Source organism: Streptomyces sp. P5F9 (assembly GCF_057961495.1).
The window spans coordinates 1-23,800 of record NZ_JBXVPZ010000110.1 but is presented as its reverse complement, the minus strand read 5'-3'; the positions used below and the strand labels follow the sequence as shown (position 1 = coordinate 23,800).

General features: G+C 68.6%; 21 protein-coding genes. 5 read left to right on the top strand and 16 right to left on the bottom strand.

Annotated elements, in window-relative coordinates:
* Positions 1-15: 15 nt before the first annotated feature.
* The gene (gene recQ, locus AC31A1_RS19615; protein ID WP_489654537.1) at positions 16-2,076 is read right to left on the bottom strand and encodes a DNA helicase RecQ; all 2,061 of its coding nucleotides are present in this window, start codon (positions 2,074-2,076) and stop codon (positions 16-18) included.
* Positions 2,077-2,329: 253 nt separating this feature from the next.
* On the opposite strand from recQ, the gene AC31A1_RS19610 reads away from it, so the two are divergent.
* Complete coding sequence (locus AC31A1_RS19610; protein WP_489654536.1) at positions 2,330-2,857, top strand: hypothetical protein; 528 nt, start codon at positions 2,330-2,332, stop codon at positions 2,855-2,857.
* Between the two features lie 58 nt (positions 2,858-2,915).
* Here AC31A1_RS19610 and nuoN read toward each other — a convergent pair whose 3' ends face one another.
* The 14 genes from nuoN to AC31A1_RS19540 are packed head-to-tail and all read right to left on the bottom strand — an operon-like array spanning position 2,916 to position 18,918.
* On the bottom strand, positions 2,916-4,574 hold the full coding sequence (nuoN, locus tag AC31A1_RS19605; protein WP_393764158.1) for an NADH-quinone oxidoreductase subunit NuoN: 1,659 nt from the start codon (positions 4,572-4,574) through the stop codon (positions 2,916-2,918).
* Complete coding sequence (locus AC31A1_RS19600; protein ID WP_489654535.1) at positions 4,571-6,142, bottom strand: NADH-quinone oxidoreductase subunit M; 1,572 nt, start codon at positions 6,140-6,142, stop codon at positions 4,571-4,573. Before AC31A1_RS19600 ends, nuoN begins: the two co-directional genes overlap by 4 nt.
* A 5-nt stretch (positions 6,143-6,147) precedes the next feature.
* Positions 6,148-8,043 (bottom strand): NADH-quinone oxidoreductase subunit L, encoded by a 1,896-nt coding sequence (nuoL, locus tag AC31A1_RS19595; RefSeq protein WP_489654534.1) that lies wholly within the window; start codon positions 8,041-8,043, stop codon positions 6,148-6,150.
* A 14-nt stretch (positions 8,044-8,057) separates the two neighbouring features.
* Positions 8,058-8,357 (bottom strand): NADH-quinone oxidoreductase subunit NuoK, encoded by a 300-nt coding sequence (nuoK, locus tag AC31A1_RS19590; RefSeq protein WP_016437642.1) that lies wholly within the window; start codon positions 8,355-8,357, stop codon positions 8,058-8,060.
* Entirely contained in the window at positions 8,354-9,199 is an 846-nt protein-coding gene (locus tag AC31A1_RS19585) for an NADH-quinone oxidoreductase subunit J (RefSeq protein WP_489654533.1), read from the bottom strand. Before AC31A1_RS19585 ends, nuoK begins: the two co-directional genes overlap by 4 nt.
* Positions 9,196-9,825, bottom strand: coding sequence for an NADH-quinone oxidoreductase subunit NuoI (gene nuoI / locus AC31A1_RS19580; protein WP_489654532.1), 630 nt, complete (start codon positions 9,823-9,825; stop codon positions 9,196-9,198). The genes AC31A1_RS19585 and nuoI overlap by 4 nt, the downstream gene beginning before the upstream one ends.
* Complete coding sequence (gene nuoH, locus AC31A1_RS19575; RefSeq protein ID WP_489654538.1) at positions 9,818-11,182, bottom strand: NADH-quinone oxidoreductase subunit NuoH; 1,365 nt, start codon at positions 11,180-11,182, stop codon at positions 9,818-9,820. Before nuoH ends, nuoI begins: the two co-directional genes overlap by 8 nt.
* An 11-nt stretch (positions 11,183-11,193) precedes the next feature.
* Entirely contained in the window at positions 11,194-13,722 is a 2,529-nt protein-coding gene (locus AC31A1_RS19570) for an NADH-quinone oxidoreductase subunit G (RefSeq protein WP_489654531.1), read from the bottom strand.
* Positions 13,719-15,065, bottom strand: a complete 1,347-nt coding sequence (gene nuoF, locus AC31A1_RS19565; protein ID WP_489654530.1) for an NADH-quinone oxidoreductase subunit NuoF — start codon at positions 15,063-15,065, stop codon at positions 13,719-13,721. Before nuoF ends, AC31A1_RS19570 begins: the two co-directional genes overlap by 4 nt.
* On the bottom strand, positions 15,065-15,919 hold the full coding sequence (gene nuoE / locus AC31A1_RS19560) for an NADH-quinone oxidoreductase subunit NuoE (RefSeq protein WP_489654529.1): 855 nt from the start codon (positions 15,917-15,919) through the stop codon (positions 15,065-15,067). Before nuoE ends, nuoF begins: the two co-directional genes overlap by 1 nt.
* Positions 15,916-17,253: an NADH-quinone oxidoreductase subunit D gene (locus AC31A1_RS19555; RefSeq protein WP_405973530.1), complete on the bottom strand. Its 1,338-nt coding sequence runs from the start codon at positions 17,251-17,253 to the stop codon at positions 15,916-15,918. Before AC31A1_RS19555 ends, nuoE begins: the two co-directional genes overlap by 4 nt.
* Positions 17,250-17,993, bottom strand: a complete 744-nt coding sequence (locus AC31A1_RS19550) for an NADH-quinone oxidoreductase subunit C (protein WP_489654528.1) — start codon at positions 17,991-17,993, stop codon at positions 17,250-17,252. The genes AC31A1_RS19555 and AC31A1_RS19550 overlap by 4 nt, the downstream gene beginning before the upstream one ends.
* Positions 17,990-18,544 (bottom strand): NuoB/complex I 20 kDa subunit family protein, encoded by a 555-nt coding sequence (locus AC31A1_RS19545; RefSeq protein WP_007383964.1) that lies wholly within the window; start codon positions 18,542-18,544, stop codon positions 17,990-17,992. The genes AC31A1_RS19550 and AC31A1_RS19545 overlap by 4 nt, the downstream gene beginning before the upstream one ends.
* 14 nt (positions 18,545-18,558) lie before the next feature.
* A complete protein-coding gene (locus AC31A1_RS19540; protein ID WP_007383963.1) occupies positions 18,559-18,918 on the bottom strand; it encodes an NADH-quinone oxidoreductase subunit A in 360 nt (119 codons plus the stop codon).
* Between the two features lie 745 nt (positions 18,919-19,663).
* Between AC31A1_RS19540 and AC31A1_RS19535 the strand changes: the two genes are divergently transcribed.
* Together AC31A1_RS19535 and def are read left to right on the top strand one after the other, a co-directional pair.
* Positions 19,664-20,476, top strand: a complete 813-nt coding sequence (locus AC31A1_RS19535) for a C40 family peptidase (protein ID WP_489654527.1) — start codon at positions 19,664-19,666, stop codon at positions 20,474-20,476.
* A gap of 195 nt (positions 20,477-20,671) precedes the next feature.
* Positions 20,672-21,298, top strand: a complete 627-nt coding sequence (def, locus tag AC31A1_RS19530; RefSeq protein ID WP_489654526.1) for a peptide deformylase — start codon at positions 20,672-20,674, stop codon at positions 21,296-21,298.
* A 24-nt stretch (positions 21,299-21,322) separates the two neighbouring features.
* Here the strand turns inward: def and AC31A1_RS19525 are convergent, their stop codons facing one another.
* On the bottom strand, positions 21,323-22,606 hold the full coding sequence (locus AC31A1_RS19525) for a geranylgeranyl reductase family protein (protein WP_019061216.1): 1,284 nt from the start codon (positions 22,604-22,606) through the stop codon (positions 21,323-21,325).
* Between the two features lie 97 nt (positions 22,607-22,703).
* On the opposite strand from AC31A1_RS19525, the gene AC31A1_RS19520 reads away from it, so the two are divergent.
* Positions 22,704-23,210, top strand: coding sequence for a GNAT family N-acetyltransferase (locus AC31A1_RS19520; protein ID WP_489654525.1), 507 nt, complete (start codon positions 22,704-22,706; stop codon positions 23,208-23,210).
* Positions 23,211-23,330: 120 nt separating this feature from the next.
* Entirely contained in the window at positions 23,331-23,645 is a 315-nt protein-coding gene (locus tag AC31A1_RS19515) for a PASTA domain-containing protein (protein ID WP_405842980.1), read from the top strand.
* The last annotated feature ends 155 nt before the right edge of the window (positions 23,646-23,800 follow it).

Below are 23,800 nucleotides of genomic sequence, written 5' to 3'. Positions count from 1 at the left end.
CCCCGGTCCCAGCCCCTACATCCAGTCCTCGGGCTCCGGCTCCGCATCCATCTCCGGCCAGTAATCCGCCCCGGGGTCGACATCCTTCGCCGCCCGCCCCGACGCGGGTGCCGATGCCTGTGCCTGTGCCTGCACCGGTGCCGGCACTTGCACCGCAGCCGGAGGCATTGCTGCTGGGGCCTCACCCAGCGAAGCCAGCACCCCGATCACGCCCTCCCCGTACGTCGCCAGCTTCTTCTCGCCGACGCCGCTGATCTCGCCGAGCTGCCCCACCGACGTCGGCCAGACCGTCGCGATCTCCCGCAGCGTGGCGTCGTGGAAGATGACGTACGCCGGAACCCCCTGCTCACGAGCCTGCTCCGCACGCCAGGCGCGCAGGGCCTCGAAGGCCGGTTGCAGCGACTCGGGTAGCTCCACCGCCGCGGCCTTGGCCTTGCGCTCGCCCCGGCCCGAGGACGAGGACCCGGACCGCGAGGAGCCGGCCGGCTTCTTCGGTTCCTTGCGCAGCGGTACCTCGCGCTCGCGCCGCAGCACCGTGCCGCTCGCCTCGGTGAGTACCAGCGTGCCGTACTCCCCCTCGACCGCGAGCAGCCCCTGCGCCAGCAACTGCCGTACGACGCCCCGCCATTCACCCTCGGCCAGGTCCTGGCCGATGCCGAACACGGACAGCTGGTCGTGGTCGAACTGGATCACCTTGGCCGACCGGCGCCCCAGGAGGATGTCGACGATCTGCAGGGCACCGAACTTCTGGCCCCGCTCCCGCTGCAGCCGCACCACCGTGGACAGCACCTTCTGCGCGGCGACCGTGCCGTCCCAGGTCTCGGGCGGGGTGAGGCAGGTGTCGCAGTTGCCGCAGCCCGCCGCGTCCGGGTCCTGCCCGAAGTAGGCGAGCAGTTGGCCGCGTCGGCACTGCGCGGTCTCGCACAGCGCGAGCATGGCCTCCAGGTGGGAGGCGGCCCGCCGGCGGAACGCCTCGTCGCCCTCGCTGGACTGGATCATCTTGCGCTGTTGTATGACGTCGTTCAGGCCGTACGCCATCCACGCCGTGGAGGGCATGCCGTCGCGCCCGGCACGACCCGTCTCCTGGTAGTAGCCCTCGACGGACTTGGGCAGGTCGAGGTGGGCGACGAACCGTACGTCCGGCTTGTCGATGCCCATGCCGAAGGCGATGGTCGCGACGACGATCAGGCCGTCCTCGCGCAGGAACCGGGACTGGTGTGCCGCGCGGGTGCCCGAGTCCAGGCCCGCGTGGTACGGCACGGCCTCGATGCCGTTGCGCGACAGGAACTCGGCGGTCGTGTCGACGGACTTGCGCGACAGGCAGTACACGATGCCCGCGTCGCCCGCGTGCTCCTCGCGCAGGAAGCTCAGCAGCTGCTTCTTGGGGTCGGCCTTCGGCACGATCCGGTACTGGATGTTGGGCCGGTCGAAGCTCGCCACGAAGTGCCGCGCACTCGGCATGTTGAGCCGCTGGGTGATCTCCTTGTGCGTCGCGTCCGTGGCCGTCGCCGTGAGCGCGATCCGCGGGACGTCGGGCCAGCGCTCGCCGAGCACCGAGAGGGACAGATAGTCCGGGCGGAAATCGTGGCCCCAGGACGACACACAGTGCGCCTCGTCGATCGCGAACACCGAGATCTTGCCGCGCGACAGCAGGTCCAGCGTGTTGTCGAGCCGCAGCCGCTCCGGCGCGAGATAGATCAGGTCCAGCTCGCCCGCCAGGAACTCCGCCTCGACCACGCGCCGCTCGTCGAAGTCCTGCGTCGAGTTCATGAACCCGGCGCGCACCCCGAGCGCCCGCAGCGCGTCCACCTGGTCCTGCATCAGCGCGATCAGCGGGGAGACGACCACTCCCGTACCGGGTCTGACCAGGGACGGGATCTGGTAGCACAACGACTTGCCGCCGCCGGTCGGCATGAGGACGACGGCGTCGCCGCCCGCCACCACATGCTCGATGACCTCTTCCTGCTCGCCGCGGAAGCTGTCGTAGCCGAAGACGCGGTGGAGCGTGGCCAGTGCCTCGCTCTCGCCCTGTGCCGCCGGCGTCCGTACTTCGGTCGTCACAACCGTCCCGCCCATCCCGTGCATCGCTCGTCCCCCGTACGTCGTCCCTCGACCACTGCGTCCACGATAGGGCTCCGCGCTGACACCGTCGGAGTTATCCACAGGCTGGCGACCGTGACCGGGTGTGGTCATTCGAATGGCGTCCGTCACATGGCGCGAGCGCCACCGCCGGAACATGCTGCTCGGGCGGGACCGCGGAGGCCCGCCACGCCCCGAACGGACGGCGCGCCGTGCGTGCGGACGCCTCCCGAAGCCAAGGAGCCCCACCATGTCCCCTCGGTCCCTGCAGGGTGTCGTCAAGGCCGCCGTCGCGGTGGCGACGGCCGCGGCCTTCGCGCTGACCGCCGCCCCGGCCCAGGCCGCGTCCGACCCCGACCCGTCCGTGTGGACCACGCTGAGCAAGACGTACCAGGCCACGGCGAAGTATGGGTACGAGGCGTTCGCGGTTGTCCCGAGCGCCGGATACCTACGCTCCGACGACTGCGTCGACAACCCGCCCGAGGGCGGCATGGGCTACCACTACATCAACCCGGCGAACATCGATTCAGTCGATCCGGCGAAACCGGCGGCCCTGCTGTACGCGGACGGGTCCGACTTCGTCGAAGGGCGCCGGCTGGTCGCGGTGGAGTGGATGGTGAAGGACACGGGCCAGACGACCGCGCCGACGCTGTTCGGGCAGACCTTCCAGAAGGACCAGGTCCCCGGCTACTTCACCCTCCACGCCTGGATCTACAAGCCCAACACCAAGGGCCTGTTCGCACCCTGGAACCCCGAGGTCGTCTGCCCGAAGGCCTGACCTCACACAGCCGAAGGCCCCGGCTCCCTCGTAGGGAACCGGGGCCTTCGGCCTGCCCTCAGCGGACAAAGACTCCCGCCTGGTTCGCCAGGTCCAGGAAGTACTGCGGGGCCACACCGAGGACGAGCGTCGCCGCCACGGCCACCCCGATCGTCGCCATGGTCAGCGGGGACGGGACCGCGACGGTGGGGCCGTCGGGCCTCGGCTCGCTGAAGAACATGAGCACGATCACGCGGATGTAGAAGAACGCCGCGATGGCGGAGGAGAGCACACCGACCACGACCAGCGGTGCCGCGCCGCCGGCCGCCGCCGCCTTGAACACGGCGAACTTCCCGGCGAAGCCGGCCGTCAGCGGAATGCCCGCGAAGGACAGCAGGAACACCGCGAACACGGCCGCGACCAGCGGCGACCTCCGCCCCAGCCCCGCCCACTTCGACAGGTGCGTCGCCTCGCCGCCCGCGTCCCGGACGAGGGTGACGACCGCGAACGCGCCGATCGTCACGAACGAGTAGGCGCCCAGGTAGAAGAGCACGGACGAGACGCCGTCCCGGGTGGTCGCGATGACACCCGCGAGGATGAAGCCCGCGTGCGCGATCGACGAGTACGCCAGCAGCCGCTTGATGTCGGTCTGGGTGATCGCGACGATCGCACCGCCCAGCATCGTGATGATGGCCACGCCCCACATGACGGGCCGCCAGTCCCAGCGCAGGCCCGGCAGCACGACGTAGAGCAGCCGGAGCAGCGCTCCGAAGGCGGCCACCTTGGTCGCGGCGGCCATGAAGCCGGTGACCGGCGTCGGCGCGCCCTGGTAGACGTCGGGCGTCCACATGTGGAACGGCACCGCGCCCACCTTGAAGAGCAGCCCCATGACGATCATCGCGCCGCCGATGAGCAGCAGCGCGTCGTTGCCCATGGTGTCGGCGAGGGCCGGGTTGATGTTGGTGATGGAGCCGTCGACGACCTGGGAGATCGTGGCGTACGACATCGAGCCCGCGTAGCCGTAGAGCAGCGCGATGCCGAACAGGGTGAACGCGGAGGCGAAGGCGCCGAGGAGGAAGTACTTGACCGCGGCCTCCTGCGACAGGAGCCGCTTGCGGCGGGCCAGGGCGCACAGGAGGTAGAGCGGGAGCGAGAAGACTTCCAGAGCCACGAACAGGGTCAGCAGGTCGTTGGCCGACGGGAAGACGAGCATGCCGGCGACCGCGAAGAGCAGGAGCGGGAACACCTCCGTGGTGGTGAACCCGGCCTTGACCGCGGCCTTCTCGCTGTCGCTGCCCGGGACGGAGGCGGCCTGCGCCGCGAAGGAGTCGACGCGGTTGCCGTGCGCCTCGGGGTCGAGTCGCCGTTCCGCGAAGGTGAACAGGCCGACCAGTCCGGACAGCAGGATCACACCCTGGAGGAACAGGGCCGGTCCGTCGACCGCGATCGCGCCCATCGCCGCGATGTGCGCCTTGGTGGTGCCGTAGCCGTCCGCCGCGAGCGCCACGACCGCCGCGAAGGCGGCACAGAGCGCTACGGCGGACACGAACACCTGGGCGTAGTAACGGGACTTGCGCGGGACGAACGCCTCGACCAGGACCCCGATGAGGGCCGCACCGAGGATGATCAAGGTGGGCGACAATTGCCCGTACTCGATCTTCGGCGCGTCGATCTTCGAGATCGGGTCGGCCGCGGTTGCCGCCGTTGTCCACAGGCTGTGGACGGCTGTTGCGCTCACTTGGCCGCCTCCACCGAGGGCTTGGGATCCTTCTTGTGCACGTCGGACAAGGTCTGCTTGACCGACGGGTTCACGATGTCCGTGACGGGCTTCGGGTAGACGCCCAGGAAGACCAGCAGCACGATCAGCGGGGCGACGACGACGAGTTCACGCGCGCGCAGGTCCGGCATCGAGGCGACCTCGGGCTTCACCGGGCCCGTCATCGTCCTCTGGTAGAGGACCAGGGTGTACAGCGCGGCGAGGACGATGCCGAAGGTCGCGATGATCCCGATCGCCGGGTAGCGCGAGAACGTGCCGACCAGGACCAGGAACTCACTCACGAAGGGCGCGAGTCCCGGCAGCGACAGCGTGGCCAATCCGCCGATCAGGAAGGTGCCCGCGAGCACCGGGGCGACTTTCTGCACCCCTCCGTAGTCGGCGATCAGACGCGAGCCGCGCCGCGAGATCAGGAACCCGGCGACCAGCATCAACGCGGCCGTGGAAATACCGTGGTTGACCATGTAGAGCGTCGCGCCGGACTGGCCCTGGCTGGTCATCGCGAAGATGCCCAGCACGATGAACCCGAAGTGCGAGATCGACGCGTACGCCACCAGCCGCTTGATGTCCCGCTGCCCGACCGCGAGCAGCGCACCGTAGATGATGCTGATCACGGCGAGGACGAGGATCACGGGCGTCGCCCACTTGCTCGCGTTCGGGAACAGCTGGAGGCAGAAGCGGAGCATCGCGAACGTGCCGACCTTGTCGACAACTGCCGTGATCAGTACGGCGACCGGCGCCGTCGCCTCGCCCATCGCGTTGGGCAGCCAGGTGTGCAGCGGCCACAGGGGGGCCTTCACCGCGAAGGCGAAGAAGAAGCCAAGGAACAGCCAGCGTTCGGTGTTGGTCGCCATGTGCAGCGAACCGTCGGCCCGCGCCTGCGCGATGTCCGCGAGCGAGAAGTTCCCGGCCACTACGTAGAGGCCGATCACGGCCGCCAGCATGATGAGCCCGCCGACCAGGTTGTAGAGCAGGAACTTGACCGCCGCGTACGACCGTTGGGTCGCCGCCGCCTCGTCGCCGTGCTCGTGGGCGCTGTCCCCGAAGCCGCCGATGAGGAAGTACATCGGGATCAGCATGGCTTCGAAGAAGATGTAGAAGAGGAAGACGTCGGTGGCCTCGAAGGAGATGATCACCATCGCCTCCACCGCAAGGATGAGAGCGAAGAAGCCCTGGGTGGGCCGCCAGCGCTTGTTGCCCGTCTCCAGGGGGTCGGCGTCGTGCCAGCCGGCCAGGATCACGAACGGGATCAGCAGGGCGGTGAGCGCGAGGAGCGCGACCGCGATGCCGTCCACGCCCAGCTCGTAGCGGACTCCGAAGTCGGCGATCCAGGCGTGGGACTCGGTGAGTTGGTAGCGGTCGCCGCCCGGGTCGAAGCGCACGAGGATCGTGATGGCCAGCGCGAGCGTCGCCAGCGAGACCAGCAGCGCCAGCCATTTCGCGGCGGTGCGCCGGGCGGCCGGGACGGCGGCCGTGGCCACCGCCCCGAGGGCCGGGAGCACCGCCGTCGCTGTCAGGAGGGGAAAGGACATCGGTATCAGACCGCCCTCATCAGCAGGGTCGCGGCGACGAGGATGGCCGCACCGCCGAACATCGAGACCGCGTACGACCGCGCATAGCCGTTCTGCAGCTTGCGCAGCCTTCCGGAGAGGCCGCCCATGGAGGCCGCCGTGCCGTTGACGACGCCGTCGACCAGCGTGTGGTCGACGTAGACCAGGGAGCGGGTGAGGTGCTCGCCGCCGCGCACCAGGACGACGTGGTTGAAGTCGTCCTGGAGGAGGTCGCGGCGGGCGGCCCGGGTGAGCAGCGACCCGCGCGGGGCGACGGCCGGCACGGATTGGCGGCCGTACTGCGCCCAGGCGATCGCGACGCCGATGACGAGCACCACCATGGTGGCCAGGGTGACCGTCAGGGCGCTGACCGGGGAGTTGCCCTCCTCGTGGCCGGTGATGGGCTCCAGCCAGTGCAGGAAGCGGTCGCCGACGCCGAAGATGCCGCCGGCGAAGACCGATCCGAAGGCCAGCACGATCATCGGGATCGTCATCGTCTTCGGGGACTCGTGCGGGTGCGGCTCGTTGCCGTTCTCGTCGGGCTGCCAGCGCTTCTCGCCGAAGAAGGTCATCAGCATCACGCGCGTCATGTAGTACGCCGTGATGGCCGCGCCCAGCAGGGCCGCGCCGCCGAGGATCCAGCCCTCGGCGCCGCCCTTCGCGAAGGCCGCCTCGATGATCTTGTCCTTGGAGAAGAAGCCGGACAGGCCAGGGAAGCCGATGATGGCGAGGTAGCCGAGGCCGAAGGTGATGAAGGTGACCGGCATGTACTTCCTGAGGCCGCCGTACTTCCTCATGTCGACCTCGTCGTTCATGCCGTGCATGACCGAACCGGCGCCGAGGAACAGCCCGGCCTTGAAGAAGCCGTGCGTCACCAGGTGCATGATCGCGAAGACGTAGCCGATGGGGCCGAGGCCCGCGGCGAGGACCATGTAGCCGATCTGCGACATGGTCGAGCCGGCGAGTGCCTTCTTGATGTCGTCCTTCGCGCAACCGACGATCGCACCGAAGAGAAGCGTGACGGCACCGACGACGGTCACGACGAGTTGTGCGTCCGGCGCCGCGTTGAAGATCGCTCCGGAGCGGACGATCAGGTACACGCCCGCGGTCACCATGGTCGCCGCGTGGATGAGGGCCGAGACCGGGGTCGGGCCCTCCATCGCGTCGCCGAGCCAGGACTGCAGCGGCACCTGGGCGGACTTGCCGCAGGCGGCGAGCAGCAGCATCAGGGCGATGCCCGTGAGCTTGCCCTCGGAGGCGTCACCGACGTGGCTGAGGACCGGGCCGAAGGCGAAGGTCCCGAACGTCGTGAACATCAGCATGATGGCGATCGACAGGCCCATGTCGCCGACCCGGTTGACCAGGAAGGCCTTCTTCGCGGCGGTCGCCGCGCTGGGCTTGTGCTGCCAGAAGCCGATCAGCAGGTAGGAGGCGAGACCGACGCCTTCCCAACCGACGTACAGGAGCAGGTAGTTGTCGGCGAGGACGAGGATCAGCATCGCCGCGAGGAACAGGTTCAGATAGCCGAAGAAGCGGCGCCGGCGCTCGTCGTGCTCCATGTACCCGACCGAGTACAGGTGAATGAGCGAGCCGACACCGGTGATCAGCAGGACGAAGGTCATCGACAGCTGGTCGAGGCGGAAGGTGACGTCCGCCTGGAAGCCCTCGACGGGGACCCAGGTCCACAGGTGCTGCATGAGCGTCCGGTGCTCGGCGTTCTTCCCCAGCAGGTCGGTGAAGAGGACGACACCGATCACGAAGGAGGCGGACGAGAGGATCGTGCCGATCCAGTGGCCGACGGCATCGAGCCGCCGGCCGCCGCACAGCAGGACGACCGCTCCGAGCAGAGGCGCCGCTACCAGCAGCGCAATCAGGTTCTCCACGATTCAGCGACCCCTCAGAGCTTCATCAGGCTGGCGTCGTCGACCGAGGCCGAGTGGCGGGAACGGAACAGCGACACGATGATCGCGAGCCCGACCACGACCTCCGCGGCGGCGACGACCATCGTGAAGAAGGCGATGACCTGACCGTCGAGGTTGCCGTGCATCCGGGAGAAGGTGACGAACGCGAGATTGCAGGCGTTGAGCATCAGCTCGATGCACATGAACACGACGATCGCGTTCCGCCTGATCAGCACCCCGGTGGCGCCGATCGTGAACAACAGGGCGGAGAGATAGAGGTAGTTGACGGGGTTCACTTCGACGCCTCCTCGGTCCGCTTGAGGTTCGCCGACTCGATCCCGGTGCGCTCCAGGCGCTCCTCGGCGCGCTGCTCCAGGGCCCGCAGGTCGTTGAGCGCCTCGCTGGACACGTCGCGGATCTGGCCGCGGTCACGGAGCGTCTTGCTGACCGTGAGCTCGGACGGGGTGCCGTCGGGCAGCAGGCCCGCGATGTCCACCGCGTTGTGCCGGGCGTAGACGCCGGGGGCGGGGAGCGGCGGGACGTGCTTGCCCTCGCGGACGCGCTGCTCGGACAGCTCGCGCTGGGTCTTGGGCCGCTCGGTGCGCTCGCGGTGCGTGAGCACCATGGCGCCGACGGCTGCCGTGATCAGCAGGGCGCCGGTGATTTCGAAGGCGAACACGTACTTGGTGAAGATGAGGGCGGCCAGGCCCTGTACGTTGCCGTTCGCGTTGGCCGTGCTCAGGCCGTCGAACTGGTTGAGCGAGGCGTTGCCGATGCCCGCGACCAGCAGGATGCCGAAGCCGAGCCCGCAGAGAAGGGCCAGCCAGCGCTGGCCCTTGATGGTCTCCGTCAGGGAGTCGGCGGCCGTGACGCCGACCAGCATCACCACGAAGAGGAACAGCATCATGATCGCGCCGGTGTAGACGACGATCTGTACGACGCCCAGGAAGTAGGCGCCGTTGGCGAGGTAGAACACCGCCAGGATGATCATGGTCCCGGCGAGGGAGAGGGCGCTGTGCACGGCCCTCTTCATAAGGATGGTGGACAGGGCGCCGATCACCGCGACCGTGCCGAGGACCCAGAACTGGAAGGCCTCGCCGGTGGAGGTGGAGTAGGCGGCGGCGAGCTGCGCGCTCATGCCTCCACCCCCTCTTCCTCGGCCGCGCCCGAAGGGCTTGCCAATGGATGCAGTTCGCCCTTGGAGACGGCGACCTGGGGCACCGTGCCGGGCGCGGCCTCCGTCACCAGGCCCCGGTAGTAGTCCTGTTCGTCCATCCCCGGGTAGATGGCGTGCGGGGTGTCGACCATGGTGTCGTCGAGGCCCGCCAGCAGCTGTTCCTTGGTGTAGATGAGGTTGGCGCGGCTGGTGTCCGCCAGCTCGAACTCGTTGGTCATCGTCAACGCGCGCGTGGGGCACGCCTCGATGCACAGGCCGCACAGGATGCAGCGGGCGTAGTTGATCTGGTAGACGCGGCCGTACCGCTCGCCCGGCGAGTAGCGCTCCTCGTCGGTGTTGTCGGCGCCCTCCACATAGATGGCGTCGGCGGGGCAGGCCCAGGCGCACAGCTCGCAGCCGACGCACTTCTCCAGGCCGTCCGGATGGCGGTTGAGCTGGTGCCGTCCATGGAACCGGGGGGCTGTGGTCTTCTCCTGCTCCGGGTACTGCTCGGTCAGCCGCTTCTTGAACATGGCCTTGAAGGTCACGCCGAAGCCGGCCACGGGGTTCTGGAAACCGGGTGTGGTCTCCTTGGGCTCCTCAGCCATCGGACGCCTCCTTTCCATCCAGAGATCCGTCACTGCCAGTGTCCGACCCACCACTGACAATCAACTCCCGCTCGCGGCGCGAGGGGCGCCGGGGCACCGGCGGCAACTCCTGTCCCGGCAGCGGCGGTACGGGGAATCCGCCCGCCATCGCGTCGAACCCGGCGGGTTCCTCGGCCAGTTGCGCGTCGTCCTTGGCCTTCTGTCGGAACATGTCCGCGATGAAGGACAGCAACAGCAGGACGAGCACACCGCCGCCGATGTAGAGGGCGATGTCGGCGAAGTCGTAGTTCTCGTTCTTCAGGGTCCGCACGGTCGCGACGAGCATCAGCCAGACGACGGAGACCGGGATGAGGACCTTCCAGCCGAGCTTCATCAACTGGTCGTAGCGCACGCGCGGGAGGGTGCCGCGGAGCCAGATGAAGAAGAACAGCAGCAGCTGGACCTTGATGACGAACCAGAGCATCGGCCACCAGCCGTGGTTCGCGCCCTCCCAGAAGGAGCTGATCGGCCACGGGGCCCGCCAGCCGCCCAGGAAGAGCGTGGTCGACACCGCGGAGACCGTCACCATGTTCACGTACTCGGCGAGCATGAAGAGCGCGAACTTGATGGACGAGTACTCGGTGTTGAAGCCGCCGACCAGGTCGCCCTCGGACTCCGGCATGTCGAAGGGGGCGCGGTTGGTCTCACCGACCATCGTGATGATGTAGATGATGAAGGAGACCGGCAGCAGGATGATGTACCAGCGGTCGTGCTGTTGTTCAACGATCGTCGAGGTCGACATCGACCCCGAGTAGAGGAACACCGAGGCGAACGCGGCGCCCATCGCGATCTCGTAGGAGATCATCTGCGCGCAGGAGCGCAGACCGCCGAGCAGCGGGTAGGTGGAGCCGGAGCTCCAGCCGGCAAGGACGATGCCGTAGATGCCGACCGAGGCGACCGCGAGGATGTAGAGCATCGCGATCGGCAGGTCGGTGAGCTGCATCGTGGTGCGGTGGCCGAAGATCGAGACCTCGTTGTCGGCGGGCCCGAAGGGGATCACCGCGATCGCCATGAAGGCCGGGATGGCCGCGATGATCGGCGCGAGGATGTAGATCAGCTTGTCCGCGCGCTTGACGATCAGGTCTTCCTTGAGCATCAGCTTCACGCCGTCGGCGAGCGACTGGAGCATGCCCCAGGGGCCGTGCCGGTTGGGTCCGATGCGCAGCTGCATCCAGGCGACGACCTTGCGTTCCCAGACGATCGAGAACAGCACGGTGATCATCAGGAATGCGAAGCAGAACACCGCTTTGACGACGACCAGCCACCAGGGGTCGCGGCCGAACATCGAGAGGTCTTCCGCGGCGAGGTACGGGCTCATGCCGTAAGGACTCATGCCTCCACCTCCTTGGGGGCCTCGCCCGCGAGCGTGGCCGGGCCGATGCGGACGAGTGCGCCGGGCAGCGCCCCGGTGTCGGAGGCGACGCCCCCGCCGGTGGAGTTCAGCGGGAGCCAGACCACGCGGTCGGGCATCTCGGTGATCCGCAGCGGGAGTTCGACGGTTCCGGAGGTGCCGGTCACGGCGAGCGCGTCGCCGTCCTTGACGCCCGCCTCGCCGGCCGTGGCGGCCGACACGCGCGCGTGGGCGGCGTGCCGGGTGCCGGCGAGCGCTTCGTCGCCCTCCTGGAGCGCGCCCTGGTCGAGCAGCAACCGGTGTCCGGCCAGCACGGCCTCCCCGGCGGCCGGCCGGGGCAGCACACCCGCGGTCTCCAGCGGATCGCTGGCCCGCGGCCCGTCCCAGGCACCCAGCCGGTCCAACTCCGCGCGCGTGGTGCGCAGATCGGGCAGACCCAGGTGTACGTCCATGGCGTCGGCCAGCATGTCCAGCACGCGCGCGTCGGTGGGAGCGAGGGTGCGGGTCATCTGGTCGGGCTTGAGCGCGGCGTCGAAGAAACGGACCCGGCCCTCCCAGTTGAGGAAGGCGCCCGCCTTCTCGGCGACCGCCGCGACCGGGAGGACGACATCCGCGTGTTCGGTGACCTCGCTGGGCCGCAGTTCGAGCGACACCAGGAAGCCGACTTCGTGCAGTGCCGCACGCGCGCGTGCCGGGTCGGACAGGTCGCCCGGCTCCACACCGGCGACGAGGAGCGCCCGGAGTTCACCACCGGCGGCGGCCTCGACGATCTGGCCGGCGTCGCGGCCGTAGCGGTGCGGGAGTTCGGCGACGCCCCAGGCGACGGCGACCTCCTCACGCGCGCGTGGGTCGGTGGCCGGACGCCCGCCCGGCAGCAGCGACGGCAGCGCGCCCGCCTCGATCGCACCCCGTTCCCCGGCCCGGCGCGGAATCCACACCAGCCGGGCACCGGTCGCGAACGCGGCCCGTACGGCGGCGGTGAGGCCCCCGGCGACGGCGGCCAGCCGCTCGCCGACGACGATCACCGCACCCTCGGTGCGCAGCGCCTCGGAGGCGCGGGCGCCGTCGTCCTCCAGACCGAACCCGCTGGCGAGCGCGTCCAGCCACTCGGTCTCGGTGCCGGGAGCGGCCGGCAGCAGGATGCCGCCCGCCTTCTCCAGTCCCCGCGTGGCGTAGGTGGCGAGCGAGAACACCCGCTGCCCGTGCTTGCGCGAGGCCTTGCGCAGCCGCAGGAAGACGCCGGGCGCCTCCTCCTCGGACTCGAACCCGACCAGCAGGACGGCGGGCGCCTTCTCCAGGGAGGTGTACGTGACGCCGTCGCCGTCGAGGTCCCGGCCGCGTCCGGCGACCCGGGCGGCCAGGAAGTCGGCCTCCTCGCTGCTGTGCACGCGCGCGCGGAAGTCGATGTCGTTGGTGTCGAGCGCCACGCGCGCGAACTTGCTGTACGCGTAGGCGTCCTCGATGGTGAGGCGGCCGCCGGTCAGGACACCGGTCCGGCCCCGCGCGGCCGACAGTCCCTGGGCGGCGGCCTCCAGGGCCTCCGGCCAGGACGCGGGCTCCAGGACGCCGTCCGCGTTGCGCACCAGGGGCGTCTGCAGCCGGTCGCGCTGCTGCGCGTACCGGAAGCCGAAGCGCCCCTTGTCGCAGACCCACTCCTCGTTGACCTCGGGGTCCACGGCGGCCAGGCGCCGCATGACCTTGCCGCGCCGGTGGTCGGTGCGGGTCGCGCAGCCCCCGGAGCAGTGCTCGCACACGGAGGGCGTGGAGACCAGGTCGAAGGGGCGGGAGCGGAATCGGTACGCCGCCGAGGTGAGCGCGCCCACCGGGCAGATCTGGATGGTGTTCCCGGAGAAGTAGGACTCGAAGGGGTCGCCCTCACCGGTGCCGATCTGCTGGAGCGCGCCCCGCTCGACCATCTCGATCATCGGGTCGCCCGCGATCTGGTTGGAGAAGCGGGTGCAGCGGGCGCACAGCACGCACCGTTCGCGGTCCAGGAGGACCTGGGTGGAGATCGGGACGGGCTTCTCGTAGGTCCGCTTCTTGCCCTCGAAGCGGGACTCGGCGTTGCCGTGGGACATCGCCTGGTTCTGCAGCGGGCACTCGCCGCCCTTGTCGCAGACCGGGCAGTCCAGCGGGTGGTTGATGAGGAGCAGCTCCATCACACCGTGCTGGGACTTCTCCGCTACGGGCGAGGTGAGCTGGGTCTTGACGACCATGCCGTCGGTGCACGTGATCGTGCAGGACGCCATCGGTTTGCGCTGGCCCTCGACCTCGACGATGCACTGGCGGCAGGCGCCGACCGGGTCGAGGAGGGGATGGTCGCAGAACCTGGGGATCTCGATGCCGAGTTGCTCGGCGGCGCGGATGACCAGAGTGCCCTTGGGCACGCTGATCTCGGCGCCGTCGATGGTCAGCGACACGAGATCCTCGGGCGGGACCGCCGCTTCGCCCCCTCCGGAGGAGCGTGAGCCCGCGGCGGAGCCGCTAGTCGACTGCTGTACCGTCATGCGTTCACCTCCGTGCGGTCGGCCCAGGCCGTGGACTTGGCCGGGTCGAAGGGGCAGCCCCGGCCCGTGATGTGCTGCTCGTACTCCTCGCGGAAGTACTTGAGCGAGGAGAAGATCGGCGAGGCGGCGCCGTCGCCGAGGGCGCAGAAGGACTTGCCGTTGATGTTGTCGGCGATGTCGTTCAGCTTGTCGAGGTCGGACATGACGCCCTTGCCGGCCTCGATGTCGCGCAGCAACTGCACGAGCCAGTACGTCCCTTCACGGCACGGGGTGCACTTGCCGCAGGACTCGTGGGCGTAGAACTCGGTCCAGCGGGTGACGGCACGCACGACGCAGGTCGTCTCGTCGAAACATTGCAGAGCCTTGGTGCCGAGCATGGAACCCGCGGCACCCACTCCTTCGTAATCAAGAGGGACGTCGAGATGCTCGTCGGTGAACATCGGGGTGGAAGACCCGCCCGGCGTCCAGAACTTGAGGCGATGCCCGGCCCGCATGCCGCCGCTCATGTCGAGCAGTTGGCGGAGTGTGATGCCGAGCGGCGCCTCGTACTGACCGGGACTGGTGACATGGCCGCTGAGCGAGTAGAGCGTGAAGCCCGGGGACTTCTCGCTGCCCATCGACCTGAACCATTCCTTGCCTTTTTGCAGAATGGCGGGAACTGACGCGATCGACTCGACGTTATTCACAACAGTCGGGCACGCATAGAGGCCCGCGACCGCAGGGAAAGGGGGACGGAGCCGCGGTTGACCACGGCGGCCTTCGAGCGAGTCGAGCAGCGCGGTCTCCTCACCGCAGATGTACGCGCCGGCGCCCGCGTGCACGGTGAGCTGGAGGTCGAGTCCGCTGCCCAGGATGTTCTCGCCGAGGTAGCCCGCCGCGTAGGCCTCACGTACGGCCTCGTGCAACCGCCGCAATACGGGGACGACTTCACCACGCAGATAGATGAAGGCATGCGACGACCTGATGGCATAACACGCGATGACAATGCCCTCGATGAGGCTATGCGGGTTCGCGAACAGGAGCGGGATGTCCTTACAGGTTCCCGGCTCCGACTCGTCGGCGTTGACAACTAGATAGTGTGGTTTTCCATCCCCTTGGGGAATGAATTGCCATTTCATTCCGGTGGGGAAGCCGGCGCCACCACGACCGCGCAGACCGGAGTCCTTCACATACGCGATGAGGTCGTCCGGCGACATGGCGAGCGCCTTGCGGAGCCCCTCGTATCCCTCGTGCCTTCGGTACGTGTCCAGGGTCCAGGACTCGTCCTCGTCCCAGAAGGCCGACAGCACGGGTGCGAGCAGCTTCTCGGGGCTGTGGTCTTTCAGTTCGGGTGCCAAGGTCATCACTCCCCCTCCTCGGCGACAGGCCCGGCCGGGTGGGCGGGGTCGGAGGCCGACGTGTCCTGCGGCGCATCGTGCGAACTGAGGTGCTCGGTCGTCGGCGACTGGTCCTGCGGCACTGCGGAGGAGCCCCGCGGATGGACCACGCGCGCGGGTGCGGTCTCTCCCCTGGCCAGGCGGAGGCCCACCAGCGACGCGGGTCCCGCACCGCCGCTTGCCTCGACGGCCCCGGGCCGCTCGTCGGGGAAGCCGGCGAGGATCCGCGCGGTCTCCTTGAAGGTGCACATCGGCGCCCCGCGCGTGGGCTCCACCGGAGCGCCCGCGCGCAGGTCGTCGACGAGGCGGCGGGCGCTGGCCGGGGTCTGGTTGTCGAAGAACTCCCAGTTGACCATCACCACCGGCGCGAAGTCGCAGGCCGCGTTGCACTCGATGTGCTCCAGGGTGACCTTGCCGTCGTCGGTGGTCTCACCGTTGCCGACGCCGAGGTGCTCCTGGAGCGACTCGAAGATCGCGTCGCCGCCCATCACCGCGCACAGGGTGTTGGTGCAGACCCCGACCTGGTAGTCACCGCTCGGCCGGCGCCGGTACATGGAGTAGAAGGTCGCCACGGCGGCGACCTCGGCCGTCGTCAGGTCCAGCAGGGTCGCGCAGAACTGCTGCCCTGTGCGCGTGACATGCCCCTCCTCCGCCTGCACCAGGTGCAGCAATGGCAGGAGGGCCGAGCGGGAGTCCGGGTAGCGGGCGATGATCTCCCGCCCGTCCTCCTCCAGTCGGGCCCGGACGTCGTCCGGGTAGGCGGGCGCGGGCAGTTGGGGCATGCCCAGACTGACGCCCTGCTCCGAAGAACTGGTGGTCACCGGTCGACGCCTCCCATCACGGGGTCGATGGACGCGACGGCGACGATGACGTCGGCGACCTGGCCGCCCTCGCACATCGCCGCCATGGCCTGAAGGTTGGTGAAGGACGGGTCCCTGAAGTGGACCCGGTAGGGGCGGGTGCCTCCGTCGGACACGGCGTGCACCCCGAGTTCGCCCTTGGGCGACTCGACCGCCGCGTACGCCTGTCCCGGCGGCACGCGGAAGCCTTCGGTCACCAGCTTGAAGTGGTGGATCAGGGCTTCCATGGAGGTGCCCATGATCTGCTTGATGTGGTCGAGCGAGTTCCCCAACCCATCCGGCCCGAGCGCGAGTTGGGCGGGCCAGGCGATCTTCTTGTCGGCGACCATGACCGGGCCGGGCTGCAGCCGGTCCAGGCACTGCTCGACAATCCTGAGCGACTGGCGCATCTCCTCCAGGCGGATGAGGAAGCGGCCGTAGGAGTCGCAGGTGTCGGCGGTCGGGATGTCGAAGTCGTACGTCTCGTAGTCGCAGTACGGCTGCGCCTTGCGCAGGTCGTGCGGCAGGCCGGTGGAGCGCAGGATCGGCCCGGTGGCGCCGAGGGCCATGCAGCCGGCCAGGTCGAGGTAACCGACGTCCTGCATACGGGCCTTGAAGATGGGGTTCCCGGTGGCGAGCTTGTCGTACTCGGGGAGGTTCTTCTTCATCTTCTTCACGAACTCGCGGATCTGGTCCACCGCGCCGGGCGGCAGGTCCTGGGCGAGTCCGCCGGGGCGGATGTACGCGTGGTTCATCCGCAGGCCCGTGATGAGCTCGTAGATGTCGAGAATCATTTCACGATCGCGGAATCCGTAGATCATGATCGTGGTGGCGCCGAGTTCCATGCCGCCGGTGGCGATGCACACCAGGTGGGAGGACAGCCGGTTCAGCTCCATCAGGAGCACTCGGATGATCTTCGCCCGCTCGGTGATCTGGTCCTCGACGCCGAGGAGTTTCTCGACGGCGAGACAGTAGGCGGTCTCGTTGAAGAAGGACGTCAGATAGTCCATGCGCGTCACGAACGTGGTGCCCTGCGTCCACGTGCGGTATTCGAGGTTCTTCTCGATACCGGTGTGCAGGTAGCCGATGCCGCAGCGGGCCTCGGTGACCGTCTCGCCGTCGATCTCCAGGATCAGACGGAGCACACCGTGTGTGGAGGGGTGCTGGGGCCCCATGTTGACGACGATGCGCTCGTCGTCGGCCTTGGCCGCGGACTGGACGACCTCGTCCCAGTCGCCACCGGTGACCGTATATACGGTCCCCTCGGTGGTCTCGCGCGCGGAAGCGGCGGAGGCGGATGCTGACTGCGTGCTCACGAGTACGACCTCCGCTGGTCCGGAGCCGGGATCTGGGCGCCCTTGTACTCGACGGCGATGCCGCCGAGGGGATAGTCCTTGCGCTGCGGGTGGCCCTGCCAGTCGTCCGGCATCATGATCCGCGTCAGGGCCGGGTGACCGTCGAAGACGATGCCGAAGAAGTCGTACGTCTCGCGCTCGTGCCAGTCGTTGGTCGGATAGACCGGGACCAGGGACGGGATGTGCGGATCACTGTCCGGGGCGCTGACTTCGAGGCGGATCAGCCGGTTGTGGGTGATCGAGCGCAGGTGGTAGACGGCGTGCAGCTCGCGGCCCTTGTCGTGCAGGTAGTGGACCGCGCTGACGCCGGTGCAGAGTTCGAAGCGCAGGGCCGGGTCGTCGCGCAGGGTCTGGGCGACGCGGACCAGGTGCTCGCGTTCGATGTGGAAGGTGAGTTCGTCGCGGTCGACGATCGTCTTCTCGATCGCGTTGCCGGGAAGCAGGCCCTGTTCCTCCAGGGCGCCCTCCAGCTCGTCGGCGACCTCGTCGAACCAGCCGCCGTAGGGCCGGCTCGCCTCGCCCGGCAGGCGGACCGAGCGGACCAGGCCGCCGTAACCGGAGGTGTCGCCGCCGTTGCTGGCGCCGAACATGCCGCGCTGGACGCGGATCTCCTCACCGCCCTCGCCTCGCTGCCCCGGGAGGTTGGAGGCGCTCAGGTCCTTCTCCGGGTTGGCTCCGTTGGTGCCGTTCGCGTCGCTCACCGCAGCAGGCCCTTCATCTCGATGGTGGGCAGTGCCTTGAGCGCCGCCTCCTCCGCCTCACGGGCCGCCTCCTCGGCGTTCACGCCGAGCTTGGAGGACTGGATCTTCTGGTGGAGCTTGAGGATCGCGTCCATCAGCATCTCGGGCCGTGGCGGGCAGCCCGGGAGGTAGATGTCGACCGGGACGATGTGGTCGACGCCCTGCACGATCGCGTAGTTGTTGAACATGCCGCCCGACGACGCGCAGACCCCCATGGAGATGACCCACTTGGGGTTCGGCATCTGGTCATAGACCTGCCGCAGCACCGGCGCCATCTTCTGGCTGACCCGGCCCGCGACGATCATCAGGTCCGCCTGGCGGGGTGATCCGCGGAAGACCTCCATGCCGAAGCGCGCGAGGTCGTACCGTCCGGCGCCGGTCGTCATCATCTCGATGGCGCAGCAGGCGAGGCCGAACGTGGCCGGGAAGACGGACGCCTTGCGTACCCAGCCCGCGGCCTGCTCGACGGTGGTCAGCAGGAAACCGCTCGGCAGCTTTTCTTCGAGTCCCATGAGTTAAAGGCCCCTCAGTCCCATTCCAGGCCGCCGCGCCGCCATACGTACGCGTACGCGACGAAGACGGTGAGCACGAAGAGCAGCATCTCCACGAGCCCGAAAACACCCAGGGCGTCGAAGGTGACGGCCCAGGGGTAGAGGAAGACGATCTCGATGTCGAAGACGATGAAGAGCATCGCCGTCAGGTAGTACTTGATGGGGAAGCGCCCGCCGCCGGCCGGCGTTGGGGTCGGCTCGATGCCGCACTCGTACGCTTCGAGCTTGGCCCGGTTGTACCGCTTCGGACCGATCAGCGTGGCCATGACCACGGAGAAGATCGCAAAGCCTGCCCCGAGGGCTCCCAGTACGAGGATGGGCGCATACGCGTTCACCGCTCCTCGCTCCTCTCAGTCGGCACTGACTGCTGGCGATGGCATCGGGTCCGCTTCCGGCTCACGCGCCACTCAAACCCCGTTCGTCCCAACGAAGATCGAGAACATGTGAAGCAGGTCACAAGCCCAACTGCCCCGCATCTTATGCCCGGCGCTCTGTGATCTGCGACACGGGGTATTACACAAGCTTTGTGATCTCCACCACCCGGCGAAGGATCTCCACGCCGAGCGGGCGGCGACCTTCGCACGCGAAGCGCCCGACCGGTCACCAGAGGTGACATTTCCGCTCGTCATCGCAGCCCGAGGGTGGCGTCTCAATATCAAGAGGCTTCCCTTGCATGCAAATTGGAGTTGGACGGGGCGGCTTGATAGTGCAGGCCCGTTCACACATCAGAGGGATGCGCGCGGCACGGTGTGGACGCGTGCACACGTTCACGAAGTCACCCGCCCGCGGTACCCACGCAGGACGCACGCATTCCGGTAACCGTTCCGTGACCTCCGCCACACTCATGAGAGGCGCATGAGAACGGGGCTTGGCCACCAGTCCCAACAGATGGTAGGCAGCGGGCAATTCGGGCGTACCGACGAAAGACCGTGATCACATGCCTGATCACCCGGGTCCACAATGTCCGTTACGGCGTCAATAAGGAACGACACACCCGGGGTTGATGGGGTCCGTTGAACAATTGTGGCGCAGCACACGTTTCTTGAAGGTATGGAGGAGCCCCTGATACCGGTTGGTCTCATGTCCCACACCGCTCACATACGCAGCCACCGGAAACCCCGCCGCAGCGCGACGACGAACATCGCCGTGCGGGCCGGAGTTGCCGGTGGCGTTCTCAGCATGGCGGCGGCGGGTGCAGCCACGGCCAACGCCGCCGAGACGACACAGACCATGCAACTGCCCACCCTGACGGCCGACCTGGCCACCCAGGTCGCGCAGTCCGCCGAGGCCACGCAGCAGGCCGCAGCGAACTACCAGCTGCAGGCCGAGCGCGACACGGCCGCCGCAAACGCCGCGAAGCAGGCGAAGGCGGACCTCGCGGACGCCAAGAAGAAGGCGGAGGCCAAGAAGAAGGCCCAGGAGGCCGCTCGCAAGGCCGCTGCGGCGCAGGCAGCCTCGCGCAGCTCCGAGCGGACCACCCTGTCCGCTTCGACGTCCACAAGCGCCTCCACGACCAGCACGAGCGGGTCGACGGCCACCGGGTCGGCCGCCGCCGTCGTGTCCTTCGTGAAGGCCCAGATCGGCAAGTCCTACGTCCTGGGCGCCACCGGCCCCAGCGCGTACGACTGCTCCGGACTCGTCGGAGCCGCCTTCAAGCAGGTGGGCATCAGCCTGCCGCGTGTCTCCCAGGACCAGTCGACCGCGGGAACTCAGGTGTCCCTGAGCAACCTTCAGGCCGGCGACATCCTGTACTGGGGCAGCGCGGGCAGCGCTTACCACGTGGCGGTGTACGTGGGCGACGGCATGTTCGTCGGCGCGCAGAACCCCTCCACCGGCATCGTGGAGAGGCCGCTGTCGTACGACATGCCGACCGGTGCGGTGCGGGTGCTCTGAACCCGCGCACGACGCCGTGAGCATGGGGCCGCTGCCGCTCGGGGGCAGCGGTCCCTCGGCGTACCCTCCGGTCGCCCCGGACCCACGGGGCGTTCCCACTACCGGAGTTCGCGGCTCGCCTGAAAGGCTCTCTTCTCAAGGTTCTCAAGTTCGGCTGACCAGACGGCCGGACGCCAAACATGAGGAGAGCAAGCCATGCCACGTGTCTTCGTCCAGGGCAGTCCCGTCGACTCCTATCCCCGGCCCGCACCCGAGGCCCGGCGCGGTTCCGTGCGACGCGTCACCGAGGTCGGTGAAGAGGTCCTGCACCGACCGAGCCGGGACGTGACCGAGTTCGGGCCCGACCTCGCCGCGCTCATCGACGACATGTTCCTCACCATGTACGTCGCCGAAGGGGCCGGCCTCGCGGCCAATCAAGTGGGCGTGGATCTGCGCCTGTTCGTGTACGACTGCCCCGACGACAACGGTGTCCGGCATGTCGGACACATCATCAATCCGGTGCTGGACCCGCTCGACCCGTCCGGGCGCCGGCTGCTCGACGAGGGCGAGGGCTGCCTGTCGGTGCCGGGCGCCATGATGGACGTACCGCGTCCGGACCGGGCCGTGGTGCGCGGGCTCGACAAGGACGGCGAGCCGCTGGTGATCGAGGGCACGGGGTACTTCGCGCGCTGCCTCGCCCACGAAACCGACCACGTCAACGGCCAGGTGTACCTGGACCGGCTCTCCAAGCGGGACCGCAAGGAGGCGCTGCGACAGGTGGCGGACCGGCGTGACGAGGTGTTCGCCCGCCGGGCCGCCAAGACGAAGGCCCTGACTGCCTGATCACCACCAGGACCGGAACTACCGCTACGCCTTCGGCGCCACCTTGCTCAGCCCGTTGATGATGCGGTCCATCGCGTCGCCGCCTGTGGGGTCGGTGAGGTTGGCCAGCATCTTCAGGGTGAACTTCATCAGCAGGGGGTGCGTCAGGCCGCGCTGGGCCGCGATCTTCATGACCTTCGGGTTGCCGATGAGCTTCACGAAGGCGCGGCCCAGCGTGTAGTAGCCGCCGTAGGTGTCCTTGAGGACCTGCGGGTAGCGCTGCAGGGCCAGTTCACGGCTCGCGGGGGTCGGGCGGGCGTGTGCCTGGACGATGACGTCGGCGGCGATCTGGCCGGACTCCATGGCGTAGGCGATGCCCTCGCCGTTGAAGGGGTTCACCAGGCCGCCGGCGTCGCCGACCAACAACAACCCCTTCGTGTAGTGGGGTTGACGGTTGAAGGCCATCGGGAGGGCGGCGCCGCGGATCGGGCCGGTCATGTTTTCGGGGGTGTAGCCCCAGTCCTCGGGCATGGACGCGCACCAGGCCTTCAGAACCTCGCGCCAGTCCAACTCCTTGAAGGAGTCGGAGGTGTTGAGGACACCGAGGCCGACGTTCGAGGTGCCGTCGCCCATGCCGAAGATCCAGCCGTAGCCGGGGAGCAGGCGGTCCTCGGCGCCGCGGCGGTCCCACAGTTCCAGCCAGGACTCCAGGTAGTCGTCCTCGTGGCGGGGCGAGGTGAAGTAGGTCCGCACGGCCACGCCCATCGGGCGGTCCTCGCGGCGGTGCAGGCCCATCGCGAGGGAGAGGCGGGTGGAGTTGCCGTCGGCGGCGACCACCAGGGGCGCGTGGAAGGTGACTTCGCGTTTCTCCTCGCCGAGTTTGGCGTTCACGCCGGTGATCCGGCCGGTGCGCTCGTCGACGATCGGGGCGCCGACGTTGCAGCGCTCGTAGAGACGGGCGCCGGCCTTCTGGGCGTTGTGGGCGAGCTGCTCGTCGAAGTCGTCGCGCTTGCGGACGAGGCCGTAGTCCGGGAAGGAGGCGAGTTCCGGCCAGTCCAGCTGGAGGCGGACGCCTCCGCCGATGATGCGCAGGCCCTTGTTGCGCAGCCAGCCGGCCTCCTCGGAGATGTCGATGCCCATGGCCACGAGCTGCTTGGTGGCGCGCGGGGTGAGTCCGTCGCCGCACACCTTCTCGCGCGGGAACTCGGTCTTCTCCAGCAGGAGTACGTCGAGTCCGGACTTGGCGAGGTGATAGGCGGTGGCGGAGCCGGCTGGCCCCGCGCCGACGACGATCACATCGGCGGTGTTTTCGGAGAGGGGCTCGGTCACGGCGGGATCTCCCCAAGTTCGAAATCTGCGTGCCGACCGGCACTGGACATGGGCAGTCTATTCAGCGCCACTGATCACCAGGCTGAAGGGCTGCCCCGTGAACCGAGCTCTCCCCACAGTACGGCTGCGTGTCCCGACCGATGAGGACGCCGTGGCCTGGCACCGGGCCTTCGCCCACCCGGACGTCATGGAGTTCCACGGCGGGAAAGCCGCGGAGCTGTCCGTCTACGAGGAGCTCACCGCCCGCCAGCGCCGGCACGACGCGGAGCGCGGTTTCTGCTTCTGGACGATGCTCGACGCCGAGGACCGGGTGATCGGCTTCACCGGCGCCCAGCCCTGGCCGCAGGACTGGGGACCGAAGGGTGAGATCGAGATCGGCTGGCGGCTGGGGCGGGAGTTCTGGGGCCAGGGGTATGCCACGGCGGCCGCGGAGATGACACTGGAGCGGGTGCGGGCGGCCGGGGTGCCGAGCGTGGTGGCGATGGTCCTGGCCCGCAACACCCGGTCCATCGCGGTGACCCAGCGGCTGGGCATGCACCTCGCCGAGGTCTTCACCACGCCCTCGCGCGAGGAGACGGGCCACTGCTACCGGCTCGAACTGTAACTCAGAGTAACTATCCGCTACAGAACGAAACTTGACGCTTCCGGTCGGGGCCGGACCGGGGTTACCCTTCCGGTACCGCTGGGGGTGACATCTGTGCGCTTAACACCCAAAACACCCGAAGTGCGCGTGCCACGGCTCGTCGGCCTGATGGCTGTGGACGCGCGCGAGACGGCCCAGTCGCGCGGGCTGTTCATCAACTCGCCGGACCGGCCCGACTTCCATCTCGCCGTCGTCGACTACGTCGTACGGCAGTACCCGCAGCCCGACGCCGAGGTGCCGCGGGACTCCGTGGTCTACGTCTGGTTTGACTTCGGTGAGGGGGACGGCGGGGGCGGTATGCGAGAGCCGCGCATACCCCGGCCGCCGAGCGGCGGGATGCAGCGCGAACTGGACGAGCCGCCGGGCGACGCGTTCTTCGAGACGGTGATCAGGTAGGAGGGGGCCGCACAGGGGGGCAAGAGAACGTCGGCCGGGGGCCGAGAGCGGCCGCGCAGGCGCGCTCGGCACCCGAGCACCCGGACGCCACCCGCGCCCCGGAACCCTGCTCAAGACCTCGCCACCGAGGCCCCGCTCAAAGCCCCGCCCACAAC